Below are 23,421 nucleotides of genomic sequence, written 5' to 3'. Positions count from 1 at the left end.
AAGGCGAACAATTCATTGACCGCTTCGCGGCCGCTAAATTTTTCGGCCATCAGCGATTCAGGCAAGGCGCGGTCCTGCGCGCTGGCCAGCGCGACCAGGCGTGCATGCTGGCTTAGCCCAGTCCCGAACAGGCCAAGGGCAGAAACTTCGGCAAGGATATCCATCAGGGCAGTGTGATGGTCAGGTTGGCAGCTTTCGGGGCCAGCTTGACGACGTCGTCATAAGCAATGAGCGTGTGCTCGGTACTGCGCGAGAGCGAAGCGCGCAGCCCGATATAACCCAGTATGCAAATGAGCCCGAACACCGAGCACAATACCCACAGCGGCAAGTCGCTGCGCAGCTTGTGGATGATCTGGTCCGGGCGGTCGGCGAAAGGCGCAAAACCGCCGCGCTTGCCCTTCATGCTGGCTATTTCGTCGCCCAGGCGCGCGGTGAGGTAGTTCAGCTTTTCGGTGCCCTCGATGATGTACTTGCCCTGAAAGCCGAGCAGCAGGCACATATGGAAAACTTCGAGCGCATGCAAATGGGCGCTGCCGCGCGCGCGCAGCGATTCAAGCCGGTTGAAAAAATTTTCACCGGCCAGTTGGTCGCCGAACAGGGTCAGTTGCAGCGGCCGGCGCGACCAGTCTTCGCGAATTGGAAACTGCGAGCGCAAAATGATCTCGTCAACGGCGGCGCAAAATGCATACTTCGATGCGTCGATGTCATCGGCCGATGCACCGTGCTTCTTGGCGCCGCGACCAAATTCGTCGAGGAACTGCGCCATCTTCTGCGCAAAATCCGCGTTGTCCTGCGGGCCGTTGCCGTTCTTGAGCATGAACAGTGCATAAAAACCGTCATACATCAGGTCGAGCAGCGTTTGCGGCGCGGCGCTTTGCGATGGCGCTTGCGGCGCGGCGCCGATCAGGGAGGGTGCGTTCGAGGTCATTGAAAATAATCCTTGGGTCAGGAAGTCACGGCAATCAGTTCAAGCGACAGTTCGCGCATGCCTGACGGGACATAGATCGAAATCGATTGCGCCTGCAGCATGCGTTCATACATCTGGCCTTTCGCTTCGATCGTGAAGTAGACGGTGTCGGGCCGTACCGGCACCGCGGCAGGCACCTGCGGCGCGTGCGACAGGCGCACGCCCGGCATGGCCGAGAGGACGAATTTTTCCACATCGTCCGGCGCGCCGATCTTGAAGCGCATCGGCACCACGTCCACCAGTTCAACGGCCGTCATGTCGGCCGACACGGCCACATAGAAGGCCGTCTTGTCGTCGATTTTACCGGAGTCGAGCATGCCGATGTAGTAGCTCGGCCTGACTTGCGTCAAGGCAATGGCGAAGTATTTGGACGAGATGACGGTGTCCAGCAGTTCGCGGATGATCAGGTGCAGCTTGGCAAAGCACGGTCCCGGATCGTTGTGCAGGTAAGGCGGCAAATCGGTCAGTGTCCAGCTCTTGGAAAACGTCATCAAGCCGCCGGCTACGCCGAGCAGCTGTTCATACAGGCGTTCTGGATGGAGTGCCGGATGGTGAAAGTAGTGCGCCAGCGATGCGTAAGCCGAACTGGCCGTATGCAGCAGCCAGAATGACGACATGTCGCCGGAGCGAAATTCAATCACGTTCTTGCTCGGCTCGCGGTGGTGGCCGTACAAGGCGCTGACCTTGGCCTGCAGCGCGTCGATCAGGCGGCGCAGTTGCAGGAACAGGATGGGCGCGCCGCGAATCGACATGCTGGGCGGGACGAACGCCGGATCGAGCTCGAAGCCGCCGGTGGCCACGCGGCGCAGGCGCAGCAGCGGGAAGTGCACGTACGAGTCGCGCGGCTCGAATTCCGACACCAGGCGCACCGTTTTCTTCAGGTACGCCAGCTGGGCTTGCGCGGCCTGGGTGTACAGGTCGGGCGTGTCCATGTTCGCCTGCACGAAGCGGGCCGCATTCATCGACTGGCCGGTTTGACCGAAATTGCCGCCGAAAGGCTTGAAGGCGGGCAGGGCGGCGTAGAACGTGACGGTTTGCTGCGACTGCAGCAGTTCCGACAGATCGACCGTGTCGGGCAGTTCGTCGGCGCCCGGCGCGTCGTACAGCTCGCCGTCCTGGAAACGCAGCGACAGTTCCATCACGCGCAGCGCATTGTTCGACAGCGCGTCGCGGTCCACCTGCAAGGTGTTCACGCCCCAGGCGTAGGGGTGAATCGCCTTGACGCTTTCGTTCAGGCGGTGCTCGTGGTACTGGTCTTGCTGCTGAAAATGCTGGGGGCGCAGGAACAGGCCTTCGCCCCAGAGTACTTTGCTCGTCATGACGTTTGCATCCTTCTATTTGTCTCGGTGGCAAGTATGCCCGACGTTAATTACTGAAACAATAACATTTCCTGAAGAAATTAGCACTGAAAAAACGAAATCAATCGTGCGCAGTGAGAATTGGTGATTTTCAATTGATTGTATTAATCTTTGATTATGTGATAACGTGTCGCCAGAGTAAATATTTCAATTAAAACATTGTTTCTTTGTTACTGTTTCTGAGGACTGCATGACCACCCTGACTACCCTGTACCGTTTCCTGGGCAGCGCCGCGCTGATCGCCAGCCTGACTGCCTGTGCCACCAACACCGCCACCCCGTCCGCCTCCGCCGCGCCCAAGCTGCAGGACATGTTGACCAAAGCTTCCGAAGCGGCCAGCGCCGGCCAGAAAGAGCAGGCCATCACCCAGTGGAAGGCAACCGCCGCCGCCTACCCGACCGACAAGACCGCCTGGGGCCATATCGCCAAGGCGAAATTTGACGCGGCCCAATACGGTGAAGCCATCGTCAATGCCGAAGAAGTGCTGGTGCGCGACCCCAACGACAAGCAAGCGAGCAGCATCATCGCCACCAGCGGCCTGCGCCTGGCCACCCGCGCCTTGAGCAACCTGAGCCGCCAGAACGGTTTTACCGGTTCGCTGCAAAAGGAATCGATGGAACTGGCGCGCGTGCTGCGCGACAGCCTGGGCAACGATATTTTGTTCAGCCCGCCCCCAGACAAGATCACGATCAAGGATCCGAAGCCGAAGGCCAAGGTCGTCAGCGATGCGCCGGCCAAGGTCAAGCTCGCCGAGCCGCCGAAGGTCAAGGAAAAGCCAAAGGCCGACGACTGCAAAGCCGGCGACCCGTTTTGTGCGTTGAAGTAAACACCGTTTAACGATTCCATCCACCTAGAGGGGAAAATTATGTCCAAGTCAGAGAGTGTCCAGAAGCGCCTGCAAAAGGTTCGTCCACCACGCGTGCAGATGACGTACGACGTTGAAATCGGCGACGAGACCGCGAGCAAGGAACTGCCTTTCGTTACCGCCGTCGTCGGCGATTTCGGCGGCAATTCGGAAGTCGAGCAAAAGCGTCTGAAGGACCGCAGTTTCGTCGGCATCGACCGCGACAATTTTGATGAAGTGATGAAGGGCGTCGCCCCGCGCGCCGCCTACCAGGTGCAAAACACGCTGTCCGACGAAGGCGGAAAATTCGGCGTCGACCTGACCTTCAATTCGCTCGAAGACTTCCGTCCCGAGTCGATCGTGGCCCAGGTCGAGCCGCTGCGCAAACTGCTCGAAGCGCGCACCAAGCTGGCCGACCTGCGCAACAAACTGGCCGGCAACGACAAGCTCGAAGACTTGCTCAACGACGTCTTGCACAGCACCGAAAAAATGGCAGAACTCGGCCAGGCCACCACCAACAAGGAAGATTGATCATGTCCGCTCAAATGAACCAGGCCGCAGGTGCGGCGCCCGCAGCCGAGTCGGCACTGCTAGACCAAATCGTTGAACAGAGCAAGGTCGCCAAGTCGAGCGTCGAACATGAGCGCGCCAAGGATTTGATTTCCGAACTGGTGCACCAGGTCATGGACGGCACCGTTGTCGTTTCCGACAACTTGGCCGCCACCATCGACGCGCGCGTCGCTGAACTGGACCGCATGATTTCGGCGCAGCTGTCGGCCGTCATGCACGCCCCGGAATTCCAGAAATTGGAGAGCAGCTGGACTGGCCTGAACTACCTGGTGAAAAACACCGCGACCGGTCAGAACATGAAGATCAAGATGCTCAACGCGACCAAGAAGGAACTGGTCAAGGACTTCCAGAGCGCGCTTGAATTCGACCAGAGCACGATGTTCAAGAAGATCTACGAAGAAGAATTCGGCACCTTCGGCGGCGCACCGTTCGGCACCATCCTGGGCGACTTCGAAATCAACCGCCAGCCCGAAGACATGTACTTCATCGAGCAGATGTCGCATGTGGCCGCCGCCGCGCACGCGCCGTTCATCTCGTCGGCGTCGCCCGAGCTGTTTGGCCTGGAGACCTACAGCGACCTTGGCAAGCCGCGCGACCTGTCGAAGGTCTTCGACACCGTCGAATACACCAAGTGGAAGTCGTTCCGGGAATCGGAAGACTCGCGCTACGTCGGCCTCACGCTGCCGCGCTTTCTGGGCCGCCTGCCGTTCAACCCGGCCGATGGCGCCACCACCGAAGGCTTCAATTTTGTTGAAGATGTCGACGGCACCGACCACCACAAGTACCTGTGGTGTAATGCGGCCTACGCCTTCGGCACCAAGCTGACCGGCGCGTTCGAAGACTTCGGCTGGTGCGCGGCGATTCGCGGCGTTGAGGGCGGCGGCCTGGTCGAAGACCTGCCGACCCATACCTTCAAGACCGACGAAGGCGAAGTGGCGCTCAAGTGCCCGACCGAGATTGCCATCACCGACCGCCGCGAGAAGGAATTGTCGGACCTGGGCTTTATTTCGCTGGTCCACTGCAAGAACACCGACTACGCCGCCTTTTTCGGCGCCCAGTCGGCGCAAAAGGCCAAGAAATACCAGTCTGACGCGGCCAACGCCAACGCGGTTCTGTCGGCCCAGCTGCAGTATATTTTCGCCGTCTCGCGCATCGCCCACTACATGAAGGCGATGATGCGCGACAAGATCGGCAGCTTTGCCGCCGCCTCCAACGTCGAAGACTTCCTGAACCGCTGGCTGACCCAGTACGTTCTGCTCGACGACAACGCCAGCCAGGAACAGAAGGCCCAGTTCCCGCTGCGCGAAGCATCGGTGCAGGTGTCCGAAGTGCCTGGCCGTCCCGGCGTCTACCGCGCCGTCTCATTCCTGCGTCCGCATTTCCAGCTTGACGAGCTTTCCGTTTCACTCCGACTGGTCGCGGAGCTGCCTGCTTCGACCAAAAAGTAATATCCATAAACCACTGAAAGGAACACCATGGCAATTGACGTCTACCTCCAAATCGAGGGTATCAAAGGCGAATCGACCGACTCCACCCACAAGGACTGGATCGAGTGCAAATCGGTCAACTGGCACGTGCTGCAGCCTAAGTCGGCTACCGCATCGACCGGCGGCGGCCACACTGCCGAGCGTACCGAGCACAAAGATATCGTGATCGACAAACTGGCCGACCTGGCAACCCCTCTGCTGCTGCAGAACTGCTCGTCCGGCAAGACCATCCCTAAGGCAAAGCTGGAATTCCTGCGCGCCGACGGCAAGGGCGAGCGTATCAAGTACTTTGAAATCGAACTTGAGAACGTGTTGATCAGCAGCGTGGCGCCATCGGTGCAAGCTGGCGACATCCTGACCGAAGCACTGTCGTTGAAGTACTCGAAGGTCAAGTGGAAATACACGCAGCAAAAGGTCGGCGGCGGTTCGGGCGGCAACACGTCCGGCGGCTGGGACTTGGCAGCAAACAAGCTGGCTTAATCTAGTTGGCTTAACGAAGCAAGAAACGGGGTACCGATGAAGGGTTTTACGCCTGGACTATTTGACCGGCTGCTCGATGTGCCGGTCAGCGGTGCCACCAGCGGCTTGGTCGCGCGCATGAATATCGAGGACTTGAAGGACTCGGTAGCGCGCGATCTCGAGGCGCTGCTTAACACGCGCACAGTTATCCCGGAAGAGATCCTGAAGCGGTTCCCCGAATGTGGCCGTTCCATCGTCACCTACGGCCTGAATGATTTTGCAGGCCGTTCCCTTTCCAGCACGGACGACCGCGCCTATATTTGCCAGTGCCTGGAAAAGGCCATTGCGCGTCACGAGCCGCGCCTGCGCAACGTGAAAGCGTCGCTCGAACTGCGGGAAGATTCAGTCAATCGCTTGAATTTCGCCATTGCCGCACTGATGGTCGTCAGCACGTCGCAAGAACCGGTCAATTTTGACGCGGTCCTGCAGCCATCTAGCTTGCATTACACAATCAGCAAGGCGCGCCGAACTGCGTCTGCGGGAGCCTGAGTTTGGAACAGTTATTACCGTATTACGAAAGGGAGCTTGGATTTTTGCGCCGCTATTCGCGCGAGTTTTCAGAACGCTACCCAAAGATCGCCGGCCGCCTGTTAATTGGCGGCGAGGTGTGCGAAGACCCGCACATCGAACGCATGATCGAGTCCTTCGCGCTGCTCAATTCCCGCATCGCCAAGCGCCTCGACGACGATTACCCCGAATTTACCGAAGCGCTGTTCGAGGTGCTGTACCCGCATTATCTGCGCCCGTTTCCATCGTGCTCGATCGCGCGCATGGACTTCAGTGGCGCAGCAAGCCAGCTCACCACCGCCAGCGTGATCCCGCGCTCAACCCAGCTCACCACACGCCCCGTGCGCGGCGCCGCATGCACGTTTCGCACCGCCTATCCGGTGACGGTGGCACCGGTGGCGCTGACTAGTGCCTCGTTTTCAGCCATCATCGATACGCCCGAAGCGGTGCGCGCGCCGCAGGGCGCCACATCGAGCGTGAGCATCACCATTTCCAGCACCGCCGAACAGGTGTCGGTCTCGCAACTGGCCCTGGGCAAGCTGCGCGTTTTCATCGACGGCGAGCCATCGTTTTGCGCGGCCCTGCGCGACGCACTGTTCATGCGCACCGTCGCCGCCTACGTCGAAGCGGACGACAACGGCCGCTGGGTCGCGCTTAACGCGATTCCGGTCAGCGTGGCCGGCTTCGAGGAAGACGAATCGCTGATCGACTTTTCTGCTCGCTCGCACACGGCTTACCGCCTGCTGACTGAATACTTCTGCTTCCCCGAAAAATTCAATTTTTTTGATCTCGACCTGACCAGCATGGGCAACGTCCTGCCGTCAGGCGCGCGCTCGATCACGCTGCACCTGGCGCTGTCGGGCATGCGCACCGATTCGAACAATGCGCGCATGCTCGGCACGCTGGGCACCAACAACGTGCTGCTTGGCTGCACGCCGGTGGTCAACCTGTTCCGCCAGCGCGGCGAACCGATCCGCCTGACGCACACCACGGCCAGCTACCCGGTGCTGGCCGACGCGCGCCGCGCCTTTGCCTACGAAGTGCAGTCGATCGACTCGGTCAAGCTGGTGCGCCAGACGCCGCAGGGCGAATCGATCGTCCAGTTCCGCCCCTTCTATTCGCTCAAGCACGGCCAGACGCCTGAAAAAAGCGGCCACTATTACGTGATGCGGCGCGACGAAACGCTGGGCGAGCGCAGCCCCGGCTTCGAGACGCAAATATCGATCGTCGACATCGACTTCGACCCGGCCGAGGTGGAAACCGACACCCTGAGCCTCGAATTGACGTGCACCAACCGCGACTTGCCGGCTTCACTCGCGTACGGCCTGCGCGGCGGCGACTTGTTCCTGGAAGGCGGCTCGAGCGTGCGCGCAATTACCTTCCTGCGCAAACCCACCCCGTCGCAGCGCTTCGAGCGCGGCCGCGGCGCGCACTGGCGCCTCATTTCGCACCTGTCGCTTAACCATTTGTCGCTGGCCGACGGCGGCCTTGACGCGTTTCGCGAAATGCTTACGCTGTACGACTTGCCGCGCTCACCCTCGTCGCAGCGCCAGATCGGCGGCATCGCCGCCATTGCCCACAAGGCGGCCAACGCCTGGCTGCCGGGGAACCCGTTCGCCTGCCTGGTGCGCGGCGTTGAAGTGCGCCTGACGATCGACGAGGAAGCGTTCGTCGGCAGCGGCATCCATGCCTTTGCCCACATCATCGAGCGCTTTCTGGGCTTGTACGTGCACGCCAACAGCTTTGCCCAGCTGGTCATGGTATCGAATAAAACCGGAGAAGAGTTATTGAAATGTACGCCACGAAGCGGCGATTTGAGCCTGCTGTAATCGAGCGCCTGTTCGAGGAACCGTACCGCTTCGAATACTTTCAAGCGGTGCGCATGCTCGAACTGTGGCTCAAGCGTCACGGCACCGCCCAGCAGGGCCTGGTGGCAAACTTCTTGCGCTTTCAGAATTCGACCTCGCTCAGTTTTCCGGCCAGCCAGCTCGAAGCCATTAAGACCGAACCGAAGAACCTGCCCAGCGACCCGCGTTCGCTGGGCGAGGCACTCAAGTCGCACACGCTCAAATACATCCGCGTCACGCCCGCCTTTATGGGCCTGTTGGGCGGGAACGGCGCGCTGCCGCTGCATTACACCGAGCGCATCGCCGCGCGCGTGATGTACGAAAAGGACGAGGGCCCGCGCGCTTTTCTCGATACTTTTTCTAACCGCTCGCTCGCCTTGTTTTACGAGGCCTGGCGCAAGTACCGGCTCGAGCTCAAATACCAGCTCGACGGCAAGGATACGTTTTTGCCGCTGCTGCTCTCGCTGGCGGGCCTTGGCAACGAGTCGCTGCGCAAGCGCCTGACGGACGACGAGGGCGGGGGCGTGCTGGACGAATCGATCGGCTACTTTGCCGCGTCGATGCGGCACCGGCCGGCGTCAGCGGTGCAGATCTCGCGCGTGCTGGGCGAGTATTTCGGCCAGCCGGTCAAAGCGGTGCAGTTCATCGGTTGCTGGTATGACGTGCCGCCAAGCCAGCAGACCATGCTGGGCGGCCTGAACGCCACGCTGGGCGCAGGCGCCATGTCCGGTTCGCGCGTCTGGCAGCGCGACTTGCGCATGCGCCTGGAGATCGGCCCGCTCGACCGCCAGAGTTTTGACGCTTTCCTGCCGGGCGGGAAAGCGGCGCGTGCGCTCAAGAGCATGCTGACGATGTTTACGGGCGTGACCATCGAGTATGAAATCCAGCTGGTGCTGCGCGCCGCCGACGTGCAGGGCGCCTCGCTGGCGGAACAGCGCAGCGGGGGCAGGCTGGGATGGGACAGTTTTCTGGTTACCGGTGCCCAGACCGTGGACCGCAGGGACGTCTGTTACGAAATTCACGCAGTCTAAGTGGCACAGTAAGTTGCACAATAAGTTGCACAACAAGTTGCACAACAAGCTAACAGTATTAGCTACCAATACAAGCACAACAAAAAGAGGAATCTTCAATGAGCATTAATCTGAAAACGCTGATCGGTAAACTGAACGACACCAGCCGCACCGCGGCCACGCGCGCGGCCAGCATCTGTGTCTCGCTCGGACAGTTTGAGGTGGACCTCGAACACCTGTTCCTGGCGCTGCTCGAGCAGCCCAAGAGCGACTTTGTGCTCATCGCGCGCAACATGGGCATCAGCGTGAGCATGCTGGAAGCGGACCTGCAGTCCGAAGTGCAGCGCCTCAAAGCGGGCAATTCACGCACGCCGGTGTTTTCGGCGCGCCTGCCCAAGTTGTTTGAAAACGCGTGGCTGATTGCTTCGCTCGACATCCAGGCCGGCCGCGTGGCTGAAATTCGCAGCGGTCACCTGCTGCAGGCCATGCTGACCGACCCGGAACTGGCGCAGCTGGCCTACCGCGGCTCCAAATTGTTTGACAAGTTCGACGTCGAGCAGATCAAGCACAAGCTCGACAAGGTCGCTGCCGGTTCCCAGGAAGAAGTGGCGAAAGCGGTCGTGGCCGACGTGGAAGAAGGCGGCGGCGCCGACCCGGTGGGCGAGATGGCCTCGCAAGGCGCTTCCAAGACGCCGGCGCTGGACCAGTTCACCACCAACCTCACCCAGCGCGCGCGCGACGGCAAGGTCGACCCGGTGATCGGGCGCGATACTGAAATCCGCCAGGCGATCGACATCCTGATGCGCCGCCGCCAGAACAACCCGATCCTCACCGGTGAAGCGGGCGTGGGAAAAACGGCCGTGGTGGAAGGCCTGGCGCTGCGCATCGCGCAAGACGACGTGCCGGACGTGCTCAAGGGCGTCGAGATCCACACGCTGGACATGGGCCTGCTGCAGGCCGGCGCCAGCGTCAAGGGCGAGTTTGAAAACCGCCTGAAAAACGTGATCGACGAAGTCAAGAAAAGTCCGCACGCGATCATCCTGTTCATCGATGAGGCGCACACGATGATTGGCGCGGGCGGCGCGGCCGGCCAGAACGATGCGGCCAATTTGCTCAAACCGGCACTGGCGCGCGGCGAATTGCGTACCATCGCCGCAACAACCTGGGGCGAATACAAAAAGTATTTTGAAAAAGATGCCGCGCTGGCGCGCCGCTTCCAGGTCATCAAGGTCGAAGAGCCGAGCGAAGAACTGGCCTGCGCCATGTTGCGCGGCATGGCCCCGCTGATGGAAAAACACTTTGGCGTACGCGTGTATGATGAAGCCATCACCGAAGCGGTCCGCCTGTCGCACCGTTACATCATGGGCCGCCAGCTGCCGGACAAGGCGATCAGCGTGCTCGATACCGCCTGCGCCAAGGTCGCACTGGGCCAGAACGCCACCCCGGCGCTGATTGAAAACCTCACCCGCAAGATCGAACGCATCGACGTCGAAGCAGGTTCGCTCGAGCGCGAGCAAACTTCCGGCGGCGCGCACGCCGCGCGCCTGAAGGACTTGGCCGCCGAACGCGCTGCCGCCTCCGAGCAGCACACGGTGCTGTCGGCGCGCTGGGAGCAGGAAAAGGCGTTGAGCGCAAAAATCATGGATGGACGGCGCACCCTGGAAGCAGGCGAGGGCGAGGGCGAGGGCGGCGGCGCCATGCAGGGCAAGGATATCCAGGCGATGGTGGCCGAACTGCGCACGCTGCAGGGCGAAACGCCAATGGTGCCGGTGCAGGTCGACGGCCACGTGGTGGCTGAAATTGTCGCCGGCTGGACCGGTATCCCGCTGGGCAAAATGGTCAAGGATGAAATCAAGACTGTCCTCAAGCTGAAAGACTTGTTGGAAGAGCGCGTGCTGGGGCAGTCGTATGCGATTGAAGCGGTTGCGCAGCGCGTGCGCACCTCGCGCGCCAACCTGGACGATCCCAACAAGCCGAAAGGCGTGTTCCTGTTCGTCGGCCCGTCCGGGACCGGCAAGACCGAAACGGCGTTGGCCCTGGCCGACGTGCTGTATGGCGGCGAGCGCAAACTGATCACGATTAACATGAGCGAATACCAGGAAGCGCACAGCGTGTCGGGCCTGAAAGGCTCGCCACCGGGTTACGTGGGCTATGGCGAAGGTGGCGTGCTGACCGAAGCGGTGCGCCGCAATCCCTACAGCGTGGTGCTGCTCGATGAAGTCGAGAAGGCCCACCCGGACGTGATGGAGCTGTTCTTCCAGGTGTTCGACAAGGGTGTGATGGATGACGCCGAAGGGCGCGAGATCGACTTCAAGAACACGATCATCATCTTGACGTCGAACATTGGCTCGAGCGCGCTGATGAATGCGTGCCTGAACAAGACGGCGGAAGAACTGCCGGCGCCCGAAGCGCTGGAAGAAATGCTGCGTCCACACTTGATGAAGCAGTTCAAGCCGGCGTTCCTGGGCCGCCTGAAAGTGATACCGTATTTTCCGATTACGGACGATGTGCTGGTCAAGATCATCAAGCTCAAACTGGGCAAGATTCAGGAGCGCATCGCGATCAACCACAAGGCGGAATTTAGCTACGACGAGGCGCTGGTGGAAGGCGTGCTGGCGCGCTGCACCGAAGTGGACTCGGGCGCGCGGAATGTGGACAACATCCTGAACGGGACGCTGTTGCCGGAAATTGCGGAGTCGGTGCTGGCCAAGATGGCGGAAGGGACCGTGATGTCGAAAATCAAGGTCAGCGCCAACAAGGAAGGCAAATTCAAGTACACCATCAAGTAACGGGAGTTGGCATGCGCTGTCGGCAGCGGCGCATGTCGTTCAATCCAAAACCGTATTTCACTGCGCCACACCGATGAGGGTTCGCACAAAAGCCGCCTTTCTGTTTGCCAGCCTGCTGGGCTGGCAAGCGGCGCACGCCGCGACCATCTCAAACCACGACCTTGTGCGTCCGGAAGGCGTGCGCCACTTCCGCGTCTTGCAACCGGATGGTTTGGCGCCGACGCTGCGCCCGGTCGTCATTCTCCTGCATGGCCATGGCGCCAGCGCGGCATGGATGCTGGGGCAGGAATCGTTTGGCGCCTTTCGCTCGCAGGACTGGGCCAAGCTGGCCGAGAGCAGGAAAGTGATGCTCATTGCACCCGACGGTACTAATGCGAGCAACGGCAAACAGGCGTGGAACGATTGCCGCGCCGATGCCACGACCAATGCACCGGTCGATGACGCCGGTTTCCTGTCCGTCCTGATCGATCGCGCAATTGCCGAGTTTGGCGCGGACCCGAGGCGCATCTATCTACTCGGTACGTCCAACGGTGGCGGCATGGCCTACAGGGCCGGCATCGAACTTGGTCCCCGTCTGGCGGCCATCGGTATGCAAAGTAGCCTGATGGCCGCGCGCAGCAGTTGCAAGGCGCCGACGCCTCCACTGCCGGTATTCATCACCCATGGGACTGCCGACAAGATTGCGCCGTACGGCGGCGCTGTGACCGCGTTCGGGCTGACGGGTCGTGGCAGCGGTCTTTCGGTCGGTGAGTCAGTAGCCGTATGGCGCACGCTTGCCGCTCTGGCGGACGCACCGGTTAGCTATCGCTACCCGCACCTGCAAGCGGGCGACCCGACCAGTGCCACGCGGCTGACCTGGGGCGCCGATCCGGCGCAGCTGCAAGTGGAATTGCTGCGCATTGACGGTGGCGGGCACACCGGATCGTCACGGACGGAAGACCTTACCTGGCTGCTGCGCAAGCTGTTGGGGGAGATGAATCATGACGGGAATACGCCTGAAGCCGCGTGGCGTTTCTTTGAGCATAAGCGCGTTCAGGCTGTTAAGCCCCAGTAAGGCAGTTCGTTGAGAATACCAAGCCATCGCATTCTCAACAAACAGTGCTGACTCTGGCAAAAAACTGCCATCTAAGCGCTTACTCTTGCGGTTTAATTCCCAGCAGCTCTTCAATATGCGCCATCGACGCCGGGTCCTTGACCACCGAACGCAGGAACGCGGCCAGGTCCTGGTCGCCGGCGTCTGCCGCCTTGTCGGCAAAATACGACACCGGGCTATGCGGCTCGGTACGGCGGAAGAAATCGGCCACGGCGCGCAGCTGGCTCAGCGCCTGGAAACGGGTATGAATCGCACCGGGAGGGCCCATGTGAACACTCTGGCTGACATGCGCACTGCCATCGCCGTTTTCAGGCGAACCAGGGTTTTGCGTAACTGGTCCCTCAGTAACGGGCGAAACGGGGCCGGTAGCGGGCATCAGGCGCGCCATCGAATCGAGCGCGTCGCGCGCACTGGCAAAGCCGGGACTGTCCTGGCCCAGACGCTCGTCCGCCGCTTTTTCCAGCTTTTGCAGCGCTTCCATGCAGTACTGCGCGTCAGCCGCAAAGGCGGTGCGAAAGGGCGTCGAATTGGCGCGCTTGGCGTTCTCCAGATCCGTCAGCTTCATGTCGCCGTTCGGGTTCTTGCGCGCCGTTTCAAAGTCGATCGACGTGTACTTGCTGCTATTGCCGTCGGTGACAGGCATCTCGCGCAGCATTGCCGGCACGCGCGCCAAGATCCAGGCCAGGTTGCCGATGCGCTGGTCATGGTCGTCGCCATCGGACTCCGGATACAGTCCCAGGTCCCAGAATTTGTCGAGCAGCCCGGCAATCACCAGCAAGCCTTCGGCCAGGCCGCGCATGCGGTACTTCTTGGCGCCGGCTTCGGCCAGCCACACGGCCAGGCGCAAGTCCTTGCTCTTTTGCTGCAGCAGCATGGAGCACTTCTTGACGACGAAGTCCCAGTCGGCTTCCTTGATTTCGGTGACCCATTCGCCCTGGTCGAGCGAGGCGTCGTCAAACTTGCGGGCCTGCGTAATGGCGTCGAGTTCGGGCGAAAACGACAAATCGTCCCCGGCCGGCTTGTCGTCGCGGATGGGGTTTAACAGCTGGTCGGCTAAAAACATGGTGTCCTTGTATGCGTAAAGCGGCGCTTACTGCGCCAGGCGGAATTCAATGCGGCGGTTGCGCATGCGGCCCTCGACGCTGTCGTTGGGGGCGATCGGGCGGTCCGGCCCCTGGCCGGAAGCGGTCATCAAGTCGCTCTTGACGCCCATGCTGGCCAGATAGGACTTGACCGCTTCGGCGCGTGCCTGCGACAGGCCCTGGTTGGTGGCGCGCAGGCCGACGTTGTCGGTGTGGCCGATCAGCTCCATCTTGTGTTCCTTTTGCTTGCGCAGCAGGCCGAACATTTCGTCGAGGATGGCGCGCCCGGCCGGGGTCAGCGTCGCCTTGCCGCTCTCGAACTCGATGGTGTGCTTCTTGAGGAATTCATCGATCGCGTTCTGGTCGGCGCCGGCCGAGACGCGCAGGCCGTTGCTGATCGTGTAGGTGGAATTGAGGCTGGCCTGGGCGCCTTCACCGAGCTTCTGGCGCACCGCTTCCGTGCCCACTTCACCTTTCATGCTGACGGTGCTGCCGTCGATCTTCAGTTCGCCATGCGTGATCTGCTTGAGTTCGGGCGTGATCAGTTTGTCGACATAGGTATTCCAGTTCGGCGGCGCGGTGACGGCGCCGACGGTGATCTGGTCGACCACGATGTCGTTGCCGTACACGGCGCGCAGCTTGGCCAGTACGCTGGCCTTGCTGGCTTCGTCCGGCACGGTGCCGCTGACAAGCACCTGGCCGGGCTGCGGCGCGGCGTTCTGGGCCAGCGCGCCGCCGGCGATGGCGAACAATAAAACGAGGGTGGCTAATTGGCGCATATTTCAGTTTCCGATGAACGCCGCGCGCAGGGAGTCGAGCGCGGATTTGAGTGACAGGGTGGACTGGCTTAAGTAGGAGGACAGCTTTTTGATGGCGTAGTCGTCGTTGACCTGTTCTTCGACCCAATCGAGTTCGTCGAAGGTGATGTGGCGTTCGGCCGCGGCCACCGGGTCCATGATGGCGCTGAGCGTTTCGGCCGAAGCGCCGCTAAAGCCGAGCACCAGCACCGGTTTACCGCCGATGCGAGTGATGAACAGGGCCAGCTCGAAGTCGGCGCGCGCCAAAAACGGCGTGATCAGGTGCATCCAGAACGCGGCCACCAAGTTGCGGTACATGGGGTCGTTCGGCAACGGCAGCAGCAGGCTTTTTTCAAGCCGGCTCGAGCTGCTTGCCATCACCGGCTGCAGCAAAAAGCCCAGCGCGAGCAGCACCTGGCGCACCGAACCGGTAAAGTCGGACTGCGCCAGCATGGCGTCGAGCGAGCCGATGGTGTTCATGTCCAAGAAATCCTGGAACGCGGCGTCGTACGCCGTCGAGCGCAAATCGAGGTCGATGACATGGCTGGCAGCTGCCTGCAGCGGCGCGGTCGCGTCGTCGGCGCTGATGACGTTGTTGCTGAGCGATTCGAGCCGGTTCCACAGGCGGTTGAGCACCAGCGGCGCGTCGGGCACGAAGGTGCCCGGTTCGGCAATTTCCATCGTGCTCATCATCAGGAACGGGAAGCGGCGGCTCGACTGGTCGCTGCTGGCCACGATGTGGCCGGCGATCGCATGCCGGCGGCGCGGACCGATAAAGGCAAAATGCAGCGGCTGCACCGAGTCGTAATGGAGCTTCCAGCGCGCGTCGCTGCTCATCAGGTCCATCGCAAAGGCGAGCCAGTCGTCGAGCACCTTGATCAGGGCCGGATTGTCGCTGCCTTTGACGAAGTCGCCGCGGCTGGGAATTTTGCCGAAATAGCCGACCGCAGTCGGTGTTGGGGTACGGGTCATTACGCGCCTCCCTTCGCCGGTGCTGCGGTCGCGGTGGGCGCAGGCGCTACGCCAATGATCGACTCGGGCAGTTTCAGGTTCTTGAATCCTGGCGTGGTGGTGGCGGCCGCGCGCACCGGTGCACTCGGTTGTTGCGTGCCCATGATCTTCACGTTGGCCGAGACGGAAACGCCCGCGCTTTCCCATGTCAATTTAAAGGCGCCGCCGTCCAGGCGTTCGCGCTTGGCCGTTTCGATCATGCGTTTGAGACCAAAGGCACCGGCCTCGTTGAGCACCACCACGGTGCGCCCGTCAGGGGTAATGGCGGTAATGCGGCAGCCAGGCTGGCCTTGCGCATTCGGGAAGACCATGTGCACCCAGGGTTGCGGCTGGCCCTTCCAGCGCAGCGACTGGCCGTCGATTTCAAGCGTGAACTCGGTCGCGCCCGTGGCGCCCAGCGCCTGCAGGTCGAACATGGTCTGCCTTTCGGTGCTCGGAGCGGCGGCCGCCACGTTGGCGACGCCGGCCGCGCTCAGCGGCGCGATCCAGCCCGGGAAGGCGCTGAGCACTTGCGGCGCCAGCGTCAAGCCCATGTCGGCCCATTTTTTCGCTTCGATCTCGTCGCCGCGCCGGAACGCGAGCGGACCGACGGTGGTGGTGAAAAAGTTCGCGATCGCACCCGACGGCCCGAAGATCAAACCGATTTCCTCGTTGCTCGCCTCGGAGCCGGCAGCCGACGAGAACGGGAACTTGGTGCCGACGCCCTTCTGGAACGGCTGCAACACCTGCGCGCGCCAGACCTTGTCCATTTCAATCTCGGTCGGCTTGATGATGACGGCGAACGACTGCATCAGCGGACGCACCAGGATCGGGCGGATCGCCAGTTTCTGGGAATCGGTCATCCCGGTCAGCATCTGTTCGTCGACGAACTTGAGCGCCTCGTGCAGTTCGGAGTCCTTGCCGTCGAGCGTTTGCTGCATCAGCAGCTTGGCGCCCGGACCCGGGTCGCCCTGGTTCTTGATGGTGTTAAAGCGGGTGCGCAGCTTGGACAGTTGGCCCATGTAGCCGCCCATCAGCGAGGCGCCCTGGTCGGACGCCACCACCATGCGCGCCACGCCGGCAAACTCGCGCCCCACGGGGCCGAGCGGCAGCGGCGCGCCGTTCGCCGCCTGCGGGTTGGCCGGGATGTTGACGTTCAGCTGCGCCGGTTTCTGGCGCAAGATGACTTCCTTGAACCAGCCCGCCACGCCGCGCTTGGCGCGCTGCAGACCGGCGCCAACCAGCGACGGGTTGTCCCACGAGGTCTGTTCGTAGACGGTCGCGATCAACTTGTTGAGCGGCGAGGTTTGCGGGTCGCCCAGGCGGTTCATGGCGATGGCGGCGGCGTCAAAGCCTTGCAGCTCGCTGATCGTCACGCCCTGCACGAACATTTGCCACTGCTTGACGTAGTCGGCGGTGTACATGTCCATTAAGGCCTTCTGGATCTGCTCCGGGCTGCCGCTGACGGTCAGGTCGTCGCTGGTGGCGGTCTTGAGGACCCAGTCAGCGCTTTGCAGCTCCTTGTTGGCCACTTCGCGGAACGAATCCTGCACATACTGCAGCGCCTCGCGCGTAAAGCCGCCCGGGATGGCGTGGCTGCCCAGGATCAGTGTCTTGTCCTGGTCGCCCACGATGGAAGCGACCGTCATCGGCTTGAACAGCGTTGCCGCGCGCGCCTTGACGTCGGAGTAGGCGCGTTCGCGCGCCGGCATGCCGCGCACCACCTTGCGCAGGTTGTCGCGCGTGGTGTCGATCAGGGCCAGCTTGGGCTCTTTGATGGTCGGCCACGAGGTGTCGCTGGTCTGGGCGATGTAAAACGAGATGATGCGCTCGGCGTGGCGGATCATGTCTTCGCGCGACATGGCGCCGCGGTTGGCGTCCAGCCAGCCGCGCCAGAAGCGCGTGAGCTGGTCGTTCAGGTGGCCGCCTTCGGCGCGCGGCTTTTCGCTCAGCATCAGGTACGTCTTGAGCGCGTTGTAGGCGTCTTCGGCGCTGGTGGGCGAAGCGTCCTTGAACAGCATGCTGGTGGTGGGTGCGGCGATCAATGGCGACACGGCAGCGGCTGCGATGGCGGTGGGCGAACCGGCGGCGCCCGGCTCGGGCGGGCGCAGGGCGTCGGCGCCAAGCTTGGCGGTCGGTTGCAGCTGCGCCGCGTTGTTGTTGACTTCACCGAGGAAGGTCTCGAGCGACTGCGTGACCGGCTTTAACATCACCTCGCGCACGCCGGCAAAATATTCTTCGCGCAGTTTGCGTTCCAGCAGGTCGCCCTGGTACAGGCCCATCGACAGCGACAGTGGCCGGTCGTCGCGGAATTTTTCCAGCTGTTCGATACGGTCTTGCAGCACCTTGAGCGCTTCAAAGCGCGACTGCAAGTCGGTGCGCTGCTCTTGCAGCTTGACGGCTTGCTTCAGGTCCGCTTCGACGTTGGCAACCAGTTGGCGGTTGCTCATGTACGACCAGCTCCAGCCGCCCAGCGTCAAGCCCACCAGCGCGGTGGCGGCAAAGAAGGCGGCGTAGCGCAGGCGTGTCTTGTTCGGGCTTGCGTACTGCGCGACCAGGTCCTTGTCGGCGAAGATCACCTTGCGGAACAGGTTGAGCAAAAAGTAGCCGTGCTGATTGTGCGCGGCTTCGTGTTCAAGCGGCTGCAGCTTGATGTCGAAACGGTCCGCCACGCGCTTGGACGAGGCCGATACCGACTCGCCTTCCTGCAGCGCGCTGGTGAAGTAAAAGCCGCGGAACACCGGCTTGAACTGGAACGGGTTTTCCTCGAACAGCGTGGCGATGAAGGCGCGCAAAGGCGCTTTGATGGCCGAGAACTCAAGCGGGAACGTGAACACGCCTGGGGGCATGCGTTCGCGCCACTGCAGTGCCATATTGGCCTGGCTCATGTCTTTCAAGCCGTCGTACAGTTCGTCGAAACGCTTGTCGAACTGGTCGAGCACCTGCTGGTTGCTGGTCACCTGGCTGTAGGGCAGGGTGGCGCCCCAAGCGCGGTCGCGCTCACCGCGTTCGGCATCCTGGAAAAATTCATTGAAGCCGGTGATCAGGTCGGCCTTGGTGAACATCACGTAGACCGGCGCGTGCACTTCAAGCTTTTCCGTCAATTCCTGCACCCGCATGCGCAGGTTCTTGGCCAGGTTGATGGCAAACTCGGGACGGTTGCCGGTCAGTTCGGCCACGCTGACGGCGATGATGATGCCGTTGATCGGCGCCTTTTTGCGGTATTTCTTCAGCAGGCTCAGAAAACCGAGCCACTCGGCGCGGTCTTCGTCGGCCACCGAAAAGCGCCCTGCGGTATCGAGCAGGATGCCGTCGGTGGTGAAGAACCAGTCGCAGTTGCGGGTACCGCCAACGCCTTGCACGATTTTGCTGTCGGCGAAAGGGAACTGCAGGCCCGAGCTGGCGATTGCCGTGCTCTTGCCAGCGGCCGGGTTACCGATAACCATGTACCACGGCAGTTCGTACAGCGCGGCGTCGCCGGAGAGCTGGCCGAGCTTGGAACCCTTGATGGTGGCAATCGCGTCGAGCATGCGCTTCTTGATAACGTCATATTCCTGGCGCTGGGCCGGATTGGCGGGCGCATTATTGAACTGGGAGTCGAGCATGCCGCCCAGTGCGGCGGCATTCTTGGTGCGGCGCCGGCGGCGCCACAGCCAGACCATGATGCCGATGGCGAACGCAATGGCGAGCACGCCGAATGCATAGGACATCGGCACCTCGAGCAAGGCGGCGCCCAGCAGCAGGAGGGCGGCAAAGGCCAGCCAGCCGATTACGAGCAGGCTTGTGCGGGTTGTCAGAAACTGCCAGGTGGTTCGCATCATCGTTGGTAACTCGCTTGGGAAAACATTCAGGACAAAGCCGCTGCAGGCCGCACCAGGACGGCGCTGCGACGGTATGGATCTTCGTTGCTAATACAAAGTACGGGTGCTGCAAGTTCGATTGCGTGGTGATGCGCCACGGCCAGCGCGGTGACAAAGGGCACCGCGCCGCAGGTGCCGCAGGCGCCGCCCACGCGCACCACATCGGTGTCGGGGTCCAGGTGTGCCAGCGCGACCGCCGTCATGTCCATCAGTTCGAGCACGCGGCTGGTGCGGTGGCCCGTGTCGGCCACCAGCATGGCGACTTGTCCGGCTTCGGCCCCGCCGCTGGAGAGCACTTTTCCGGTCATCGTCACCAGCAGTTTGGCGTCCGCTTTTTTTGCTTCGTCGGCCGAATTGTGGCGCGGCGTGTCGGCCTCTAGGTCGAGCATGGCGTAGACGGCGCCGTCGATGGCCTGGACCTGGCGCAGGTCGGTCAGCAGCAGGCCGGCCGCGCCTTCGCCGGGGACCAGTCCTTGCGCACGGGTGGCGGTAAACAGCGTGTTGTTCGCTTCCCATTTGCTGATGCTGGCGTCGGCCAGAGCGGAGGCGCCGGCGACGAGCATGCCAACCACCGGCAGGCCACTCAGCATGCCCTGGTGCGCCAACCGGCCCAGTACCGCCGACGGGCTGGCGGCGCGCGGGTCGCCCGGCACTTCGGCTGCCAGCGCGATGCGCGCCAGCGGCCAGCCGCGCTGGCTGACCACGTGCTGCAGCCACAGGCCGCCGGTGCGGCGCTGTTCGAGCGTCCAGTCGGACGGCAGGATCGGCAGCAGGTGCAGCACGGGCGGCAAGCCTTCGGCCGGCATCAGGCTGCCGGCGGCGGCGCTGGCCAGTTCGCCCGCCACGGCCGTGGCCAGGACCAGGGCGCGCCACTGGGGCTCGTCAAAGTCGAGGTCAGGACCGCCTTTCTGGGTGAACCATTCTGTGACTTCTTCCTGCAAGCCGGCGTCGTCGGCTTCTTCGACCCGCGCCGTCATGACGGGAAAGCCGTGCTCGTCCACCAGTTTTGGGTCCAGCTCGGCGCGCGCCTTGTGCTCGAGGATGGCGCCGGACAGTTCGTCGGCGCGCGCGCCGTGGGCCGTGCGCAGGGATACCGCCACCAGGGCCAAAGGCGCTGCCTTGGGTGCTGGCGGGGCTGCCGGTTCGGCGCTGGCCGCAGCCGCCGCAGCGACGGGCGCGGCGGCAATCGCATCGATCAATTTGCGCCCGAGCCAGAACGCCAGCAGCAACGCCAGCGGCAGCATCACCAGATACAGCACCAGGTCCTGCGTGGCCGGCATGCGGTTGGTGGCGCGCCAAAACCAAATGGCGCCGCCCCAGCTCAAGCCAACGGCAAGCAGGACCAGCAAAGTGACCTTGATCCAGGTACGCATCAGGCAGGTACCTTACGGCGCTCAGGCGCAATGCCAGGCAGCGGCTCAGACATGGTCCACCGTCGCTTGCTGGCCGGCGATGAGCAGGGCGCCACAGGAGACCTTGTCGCCGTGGCGCGCGGCCGGCTTGCCGTCGACGATCATGGTCATGTCGCCGCTGGCAATGGTGCCGTTGCCATGGATCGGGCAACTGGTCTTGTCGCCCACGCGGGCGATGCCGATGCCGCCGCTGTCGCTGTGGGTCGACGCTTCGAGCACGCTGCCGCCGTGCGAAGTCTTGTCGCCTAATCTGATCAATGGTCCTGGCATGCTGCTCTCCGATTCAATTATTTATGTCGCTTCATTACGCCGGGCCGGCGCAATTCCGTGTGTCCAAAGTCCATCATCTTCCAGCGACCGCCCCAGGTCAGTCCGAATGATTCGGCCACCTGCCCGTACAGTTCGTAGCCGCGCATGGCCCACGGGTCCCTCTCGGTAATGACGATCTTGCCGTTGCGCAGGAACGCGCAGTCGGCCGCCAGGCCATACTGGTGCCAGCTCTGGAAGGCGGCCGCATTGGTCACGCTCGAACCCATCGCGGCCAGTTTGTTCTGGCGCTCCGGACTGCGGTAACCTTCCAGAATTGCCATATCGTAACCGTGTGTTTCTTTCATTACTTTAAATACTTGCAACAGTGTTTGCGTAAATACGGGGTCCATCTCGTCCCATTTCCGGCTTGCCGAGACCAGCATCGGGCGTTCCTGTTCCACTTCCACCGTGGCGAACACGGCCGGCGGGAGGGCGGGCGGCGGCACCAGTTGCTCGCCTTCGATCAAGGCCACCACCTGGCTGTTGGCCTCGTGCGTGCTGGTGCCGTAGCCACCCAAGGTCATGTCGAATCCCAACACGACGGCAAGCGACGGCGGGATCAGGATCAAGGCCACGCCGCCAAGGCAGAGTAAATAGTGCTGCCGTGCAAACGCCATGACATTGCGCAATGAATTGCGTCCCGACTGCTGTATCTTTACAACACCTTCACCCTGACGGCGCGCAAGCTTGCCCAAATTTTTGTGCGCGCGCAAGCCGACGCCGGCCAAAGTGGCCAGGAAAAATTCGCGTCCCGCAGGGAACAGGAATAGCCAGCTCACCAGGCACGCCAGGAGGAAATATGCTGCTACCGCAAGCAAGAACACGTGGACCTCTTCAATTCGTTTATGCGATACTGCGAAAATTGCCTATTAGTATAACTTGAAGTTCTGATAATCTTAAGTCCAATTGAATGTTAATTTGTGTTAGTTTTCGCACAGTTGAAATTCTACCAAGCGCATGGATTGTGTGGATAGCGTAAAGTTATGCAGAAATTAACAAGGAGCACATTTTGCAACATAGCGATGAACGTCCGCCGACCTCGGGTCGGCCCAGCCTACTTTCGATGGATCAACAGGCTGAAGCGGATCGCCACCGGATACTTAGCGGGCTTGACAGCAAGCCTGCCGGCACCACGGCCGGCGCCGGAAAGTCGCGGCGCGGCATGTACACCTGGCTGGCGGCCGGGGTCACCGTCTTGGCGCTGGGCGCCGGCGGCTCCCTGTGGCTGATGAGCGAAGGCGAGAAGGAAATCGTGGCGGCCGGCAGCGCGCCGCTGCCGGCCGCGGCGTCCTCTGATACGGCCACGACGAGTGAAGCGCCCATGCGGGGCACGGCGGTCGACGTGCCCGCAGCTGCCATTTTGACCGACGTGCCAGCGAGTGCCCCAAAGGCAGATACGGCGGCGAACAAGCAACAAGCCATTGACGAATTGACCAAAATGCTTGAGCACGGCATGCCCGCGTCGCAGGCGAAGGACGGTACGGCGAGCGCGTCGGCGGACGCTGCGCCGGCCGCTGTAACGCGCCCCGCCGCGCCTGCGCACGCCGTCAAGCCGGTGCGTCCGGTTGCGAAAGCGGTTCCGAAAAAGCCTGTGGTGCTCGCCCCCGCGTCGAACGTGACGCCGCGTCCGCGTCATGCGGCCGTAACGCCGCCGAAAAAGAAAGTCGAACCGAAAGCAGCGGTGCCGGTTGACAACGACGTGGCCCTGCTGGCGGCCCTGGTGGCGCACTCGAAAGCGACCCAGCCCAAGACCGGCACCGGCGTCGCGGCCAAGCTCCAGCAGTGCAAATCGCTCGATTCCGCGGCCGAGGCAAGCCAGTGCCGGGCGCGCATTTGTGCGGGTGCCAAGAGTGAAGCCGCATGCAAATAACGAACCCGGTACGCACATTTTTGCGCTGCCAACATCAAGAATGTGAATACGGACCGCGATGACGACCCTGACCGAAAAAATTACCGCCGTGCTGTCGCAGTTTTCCAGTG

The 23,421-nt window shown here is 62.1% G+C and carries 19 protein-coding genes; 10 read left to right on the top strand and 9 right to left on the bottom strand.

The genetic code is table 11. From position 1 onward, the window contains the following. Window positions 1-163: 163 nt before the first annotated feature. Window positions 164-928 carry a type IVB secretion system protein IcmH/DotU gene (icmH, locus tag ACP7D4_RS26135; RefSeq protein ID WP_426101384.1) on the bottom strand — a complete coding sequence of 255 codons (765 nt, stop codon included), beginning with the start codon at window positions 926-928 and terminating at the stop codon, window positions 164-166. A 17-nt stretch (window positions 929-945) separates the two neighbouring features. Then, complete coding sequence (gene tssK, locus ACP7D4_RS26130; protein ID WP_426212232.1) at window positions 946-2,286, bottom strand: type VI secretion system baseplate subunit TssK; 1,341 nt, start codon at window positions 2,284-2,286, stop codon at window positions 946-948. Window positions 2,287-2,515: 229 nt separating this feature from the next. Here tssK and ACP7D4_RS26125 point away from each other — a divergent pair, with 229 nt between their 5' ends. The 9 genes from ACP7D4_RS26125 (at window position 2,516) to ACP7D4_RS26085 (ending at window position 12,952) form a co-directional block, all read left to right on the top strand. After that, on the top strand, window positions 2,516-3,151 hold the full coding sequence (locus tag ACP7D4_RS26125) for a tetratricopeptide repeat protein (RefSeq protein ID WP_426212230.1): 636 nt from the start codon (window positions 2,516-2,518) through the stop codon (window positions 3,149-3,151). A gap of 39 nt (window positions 3,152-3,190) precedes the next feature. Then, window positions 3,191-3,700 carry a type VI secretion system contractile sheath small subunit gene (tssB, locus tag ACP7D4_RS26120; RefSeq protein ID WP_426101378.1) on the top strand — a complete coding sequence of 170 codons (510 nt, stop codon included), beginning with the start codon at window positions 3,191-3,193 and terminating at the stop codon, window positions 3,698-3,700. A 2-nt stretch (window positions 3,701-3,702) separates the two neighbouring features. After that, the gene (gene tssC / locus ACP7D4_RS26115; protein ID WP_426101376.1) at window positions 3,703-5,187 is read left to right on the top strand and encodes a type VI secretion system contractile sheath large subunit; all 1,485 of its coding nucleotides are present in this window, start codon (window positions 3,703-3,705) and stop codon (window positions 5,185-5,187) included. A gap of 27 nt (window positions 5,188-5,214) precedes the next feature. Beyond that, window positions 5,215-5,706 carry an Hcp family type VI secretion system effector gene (locus ACP7D4_RS26110; protein ID WP_426101374.1) on the top strand — a complete coding sequence of 164 codons (492 nt, stop codon included), beginning with the start codon at window positions 5,215-5,217 and terminating at the stop codon, window positions 5,704-5,706. 36 nt (window positions 5,707-5,742) lie between these two features. Then, window positions 5,743-6,234, top strand: coding sequence for a type VI secretion system baseplate subunit TssE (gene tssE, locus ACP7D4_RS26105; protein ID WP_426212229.1), 492 nt, complete (start codon window positions 5,743-5,745; stop codon window positions 6,232-6,234). Window positions 6,235-6,236: 2 nt separating this feature from the next. After that, window positions 6,237-8,081 (top strand): type VI secretion system baseplate subunit TssF, encoded by a 1,845-nt coding sequence (gene tssF / locus ACP7D4_RS26100; RefSeq protein ID WP_426212228.1) that lies wholly within the window; start codon window positions 6,237-6,239, stop codon window positions 8,079-8,081. Then, the gene (gene tssG, locus ACP7D4_RS26095) at window positions 8,045-9,130 is read left to right on the top strand and encodes a type VI secretion system baseplate subunit TssG (RefSeq protein ID WP_426212226.1); all 1,086 of its coding nucleotides are present in this window, start codon (window positions 8,045-8,047) and stop codon (window positions 9,128-9,130) included. The genes tssF and tssG overlap by 37 nt, the downstream gene beginning before the upstream one ends. 98 nt (window positions 9,131-9,228) lie before the next feature. Further along, window positions 9,229-11,898 (top strand): type VI secretion system ATPase TssH, encoded by a 2,670-nt coding sequence (tssH, locus tag ACP7D4_RS26090; protein ID WP_426212224.1) that lies wholly within the window; start codon window positions 9,229-9,231, stop codon window positions 11,896-11,898. A gap of 73 nt (window positions 11,899-11,971) precedes the next feature. Beyond that, complete coding sequence (locus ACP7D4_RS26085; RefSeq protein ID WP_426212222.1) at window positions 11,972-12,952, top strand: alpha/beta hydrolase family esterase; 981 nt, start codon at window positions 11,972-11,974, stop codon at window positions 12,950-12,952. A gap of 79 nt (window positions 12,953-13,031) precedes the next feature. Here ACP7D4_RS26085 and tssA read toward each other — a convergent pair whose 3' ends face one another. The 7 genes from tssA to ACP7D4_RS26050 are packed head-to-tail and all read right to left on the bottom strand — an operon-like array spanning window position 13,032 to window position 22,265. Beyond that, window positions 13,032-14,054 carry a type VI secretion system protein TssA gene (tssA, locus tag ACP7D4_RS26080; RefSeq protein ID WP_426101362.1) on the bottom strand — a complete coding sequence of 341 codons (1,023 nt, stop codon included), beginning with the start codon at window positions 14,052-14,054 and terminating at the stop codon, window positions 13,032-13,034. A gap of 27 nt (window positions 14,055-14,081) precedes the next feature. Further along, window positions 14,082-14,852: an OmpA family protein gene (locus tag ACP7D4_RS26075; protein ID WP_426101360.1), complete on the bottom strand. Its 771-nt coding sequence runs from the start codon at window positions 14,850-14,852 to the stop codon at window positions 14,082-14,084. 3 nt (window positions 14,853-14,855) lie between these two features. After that, window positions 14,856-15,842 (bottom strand): type VI secretion system-associated protein TagF, encoded by a 987-nt coding sequence (tagF, locus tag ACP7D4_RS26070; RefSeq protein ID WP_426101358.1) that lies wholly within the window; start codon window positions 15,840-15,842, stop codon window positions 14,856-14,858. Then, on the bottom strand, window positions 15,842-19,678 hold the full coding sequence (tssM, locus tag ACP7D4_RS26065; protein WP_426101416.1) for a type VI secretion system membrane subunit TssM: 3,837 nt from the start codon (window positions 19,676-19,678) through the stop codon (window positions 15,842-15,844). The genes tagF and tssM overlap by 1 nt, the downstream gene beginning before the upstream one ends. A gap of 29 nt (window positions 19,679-19,707) precedes the next feature. Beyond that, on the bottom strand, window positions 19,708-21,093 hold the full coding sequence (locus tag ACP7D4_RS26060; protein WP_426212221.1) for a hypothetical protein: 1,386 nt from the start codon (window positions 21,091-21,093) through the stop codon (window positions 19,708-19,710). Between the two features lie 45 nt (window positions 21,094-21,138). Next, on the bottom strand, window positions 21,139-21,402 hold the full coding sequence (locus tag ACP7D4_RS26055; protein WP_426101354.1) for a PAAR domain-containing protein: 264 nt from the start codon (window positions 21,400-21,402) through the stop codon (window positions 21,139-21,141). Between the two features lie 17 nt (window positions 21,403-21,419). After that, window positions 21,420-22,265, bottom strand: a complete 846-nt coding sequence (locus tag ACP7D4_RS26050; protein ID WP_426212219.1) for a M15 family metallopeptidase — start codon at window positions 22,263-22,265, stop codon at window positions 21,420-21,422. A gap of 239 nt (window positions 22,266-22,504) precedes the next feature. Between ACP7D4_RS26050 and ACP7D4_RS26045 the strand changes: the two genes are divergently transcribed. Beyond that, window positions 22,505-23,311, top strand: coding sequence for a hypothetical protein (locus tag ACP7D4_RS26045; RefSeq protein WP_426212218.1), 807 nt, complete (start codon window positions 22,505-22,507; stop codon window positions 23,309-23,311). The last annotated feature ends 110 nt before the right edge of the window (window positions 23,312-23,421 follow it).

It is taken from the genome of Massilia sp. TWP1-3-3, from assembly GCF_049897805.1.
GTDB lineage: Bacteria > Pseudomonadota > Gammaproteobacteria > Burkholderiales > Burkholderiaceae_D > Telluria_A.
This window is presented reverse-complemented; position numbering and strand designations above follow the sequence as displayed.

What these genes read in the sequence shown, in the direction of transcription:
- icmH (WP_426101384.1), bottom strand. Translation starts at nt 928, where the DNA reads ATGACCTCGAACGCACCCTCCCTGATCGGCGCCGCGCCGCAAGCGCCA.
- tssK (WP_426212232.1), bottom strand. Translation starts at nt 2,286, where the DNA reads ATGACGAGCAAAGTACTCTGGGGCGAAGGCCTGTTCCTGCGCCCCCAG.
- ACP7D4_RS26125 (WP_426212230.1), top strand. Translation starts at nt 2,516, where the DNA reads ATGACCACCCTGACTACCCTGTACCGTTTCCTGGGCAGCGCCGCGCTG.
- tssB (WP_426101378.1), top strand. Translation starts at nt 3,191, where the DNA reads ATGTCCAAGTCAGAGAGTGTCCAGAAGCGCCTGCAAAAGGTTCGTCCA.
- tssC (WP_426101376.1), top strand. Translation starts at nt 3,703, where the DNA reads ATGTCCGCTCAAATGAACCAGGCCGCAGGTGCGGCGCCCGCAGCCGAG.
- ACP7D4_RS26110 (WP_426101374.1), top strand. Translation starts at nt 5,215, where the DNA reads ATGGCAATTGACGTCTACCTCCAAATCGAGGGTATCAAAGGCGAATCG.
- tssE (WP_426212229.1), top strand. Translation starts at nt 5,743, where the DNA reads ATGAAGGGTTTTACGCCTGGACTATTTGACCGGCTGCTCGATGTGCCG.
- tssG (WP_426212226.1), top strand. Translation starts at nt 8,045, where the DNA reads ATGTACGCCACGAAGCGGCGATTTGAGCCTGCTGTAATCGAGCGCCTG.
- tssH (WP_426212224.1), top strand. Translation starts at nt 9,229, where the DNA reads ATGAGCATTAATCTGAAAACGCTGATCGGTAAACTGAACGACACCAGC.
- ACP7D4_RS26085 (WP_426212222.1), top strand. Translation starts at nt 11,972, where the DNA reads ATGAGGGTTCGCACAAAAGCCGCCTTTCTGTTTGCCAGCCTGCTGGGC.
- tssA (WP_426101362.1), bottom strand. Translation starts at nt 14,054, where the DNA reads ATGTTTTTAGCCGACCAGCTGTTAAACCCCATCCGCGACGACAAGCCG.
- ACP7D4_RS26075 (WP_426101360.1), bottom strand. Translation starts at nt 14,852, where the DNA reads ATGCGCCAATTAGCCACCCTCGTTTTATTGTTCGCCATCGCCGGCGGC.
- tagF (WP_426101358.1), bottom strand. Translation starts at nt 15,842, where the DNA reads ATGACCCGTACCCCAACACCGACTGCGGTCGGCTATTTCGGCAAAATT.
- tssM (WP_426101416.1), bottom strand. Translation starts at nt 19,678, where the DNA reads ATGCGAACCACCTGGCAGTTTCTGACAACCCGCACAAGCCTGCTCGTA.
- ACP7D4_RS26060 (WP_426212221.1), bottom strand. Translation starts at nt 21,093, where the DNA reads ATGCGTACCTGGATCAAGGTCACTTTGCTGGTCCTGCTTGCCGTTGGC.
- ACP7D4_RS26055 (WP_426101354.1), bottom strand. Translation starts at nt 21,402, where the DNA reads ATGCCAGGACCATTGATCAGATTAGGCGACAAGACTTCGCACGGCGGC.
- ACP7D4_RS26045 (WP_426212218.1), top strand. Translation starts at nt 22,505, where the DNA reads ATGGATCAACAGGCTGAAGCGGATCGCCACCGGATACTTAGCGGGCTT.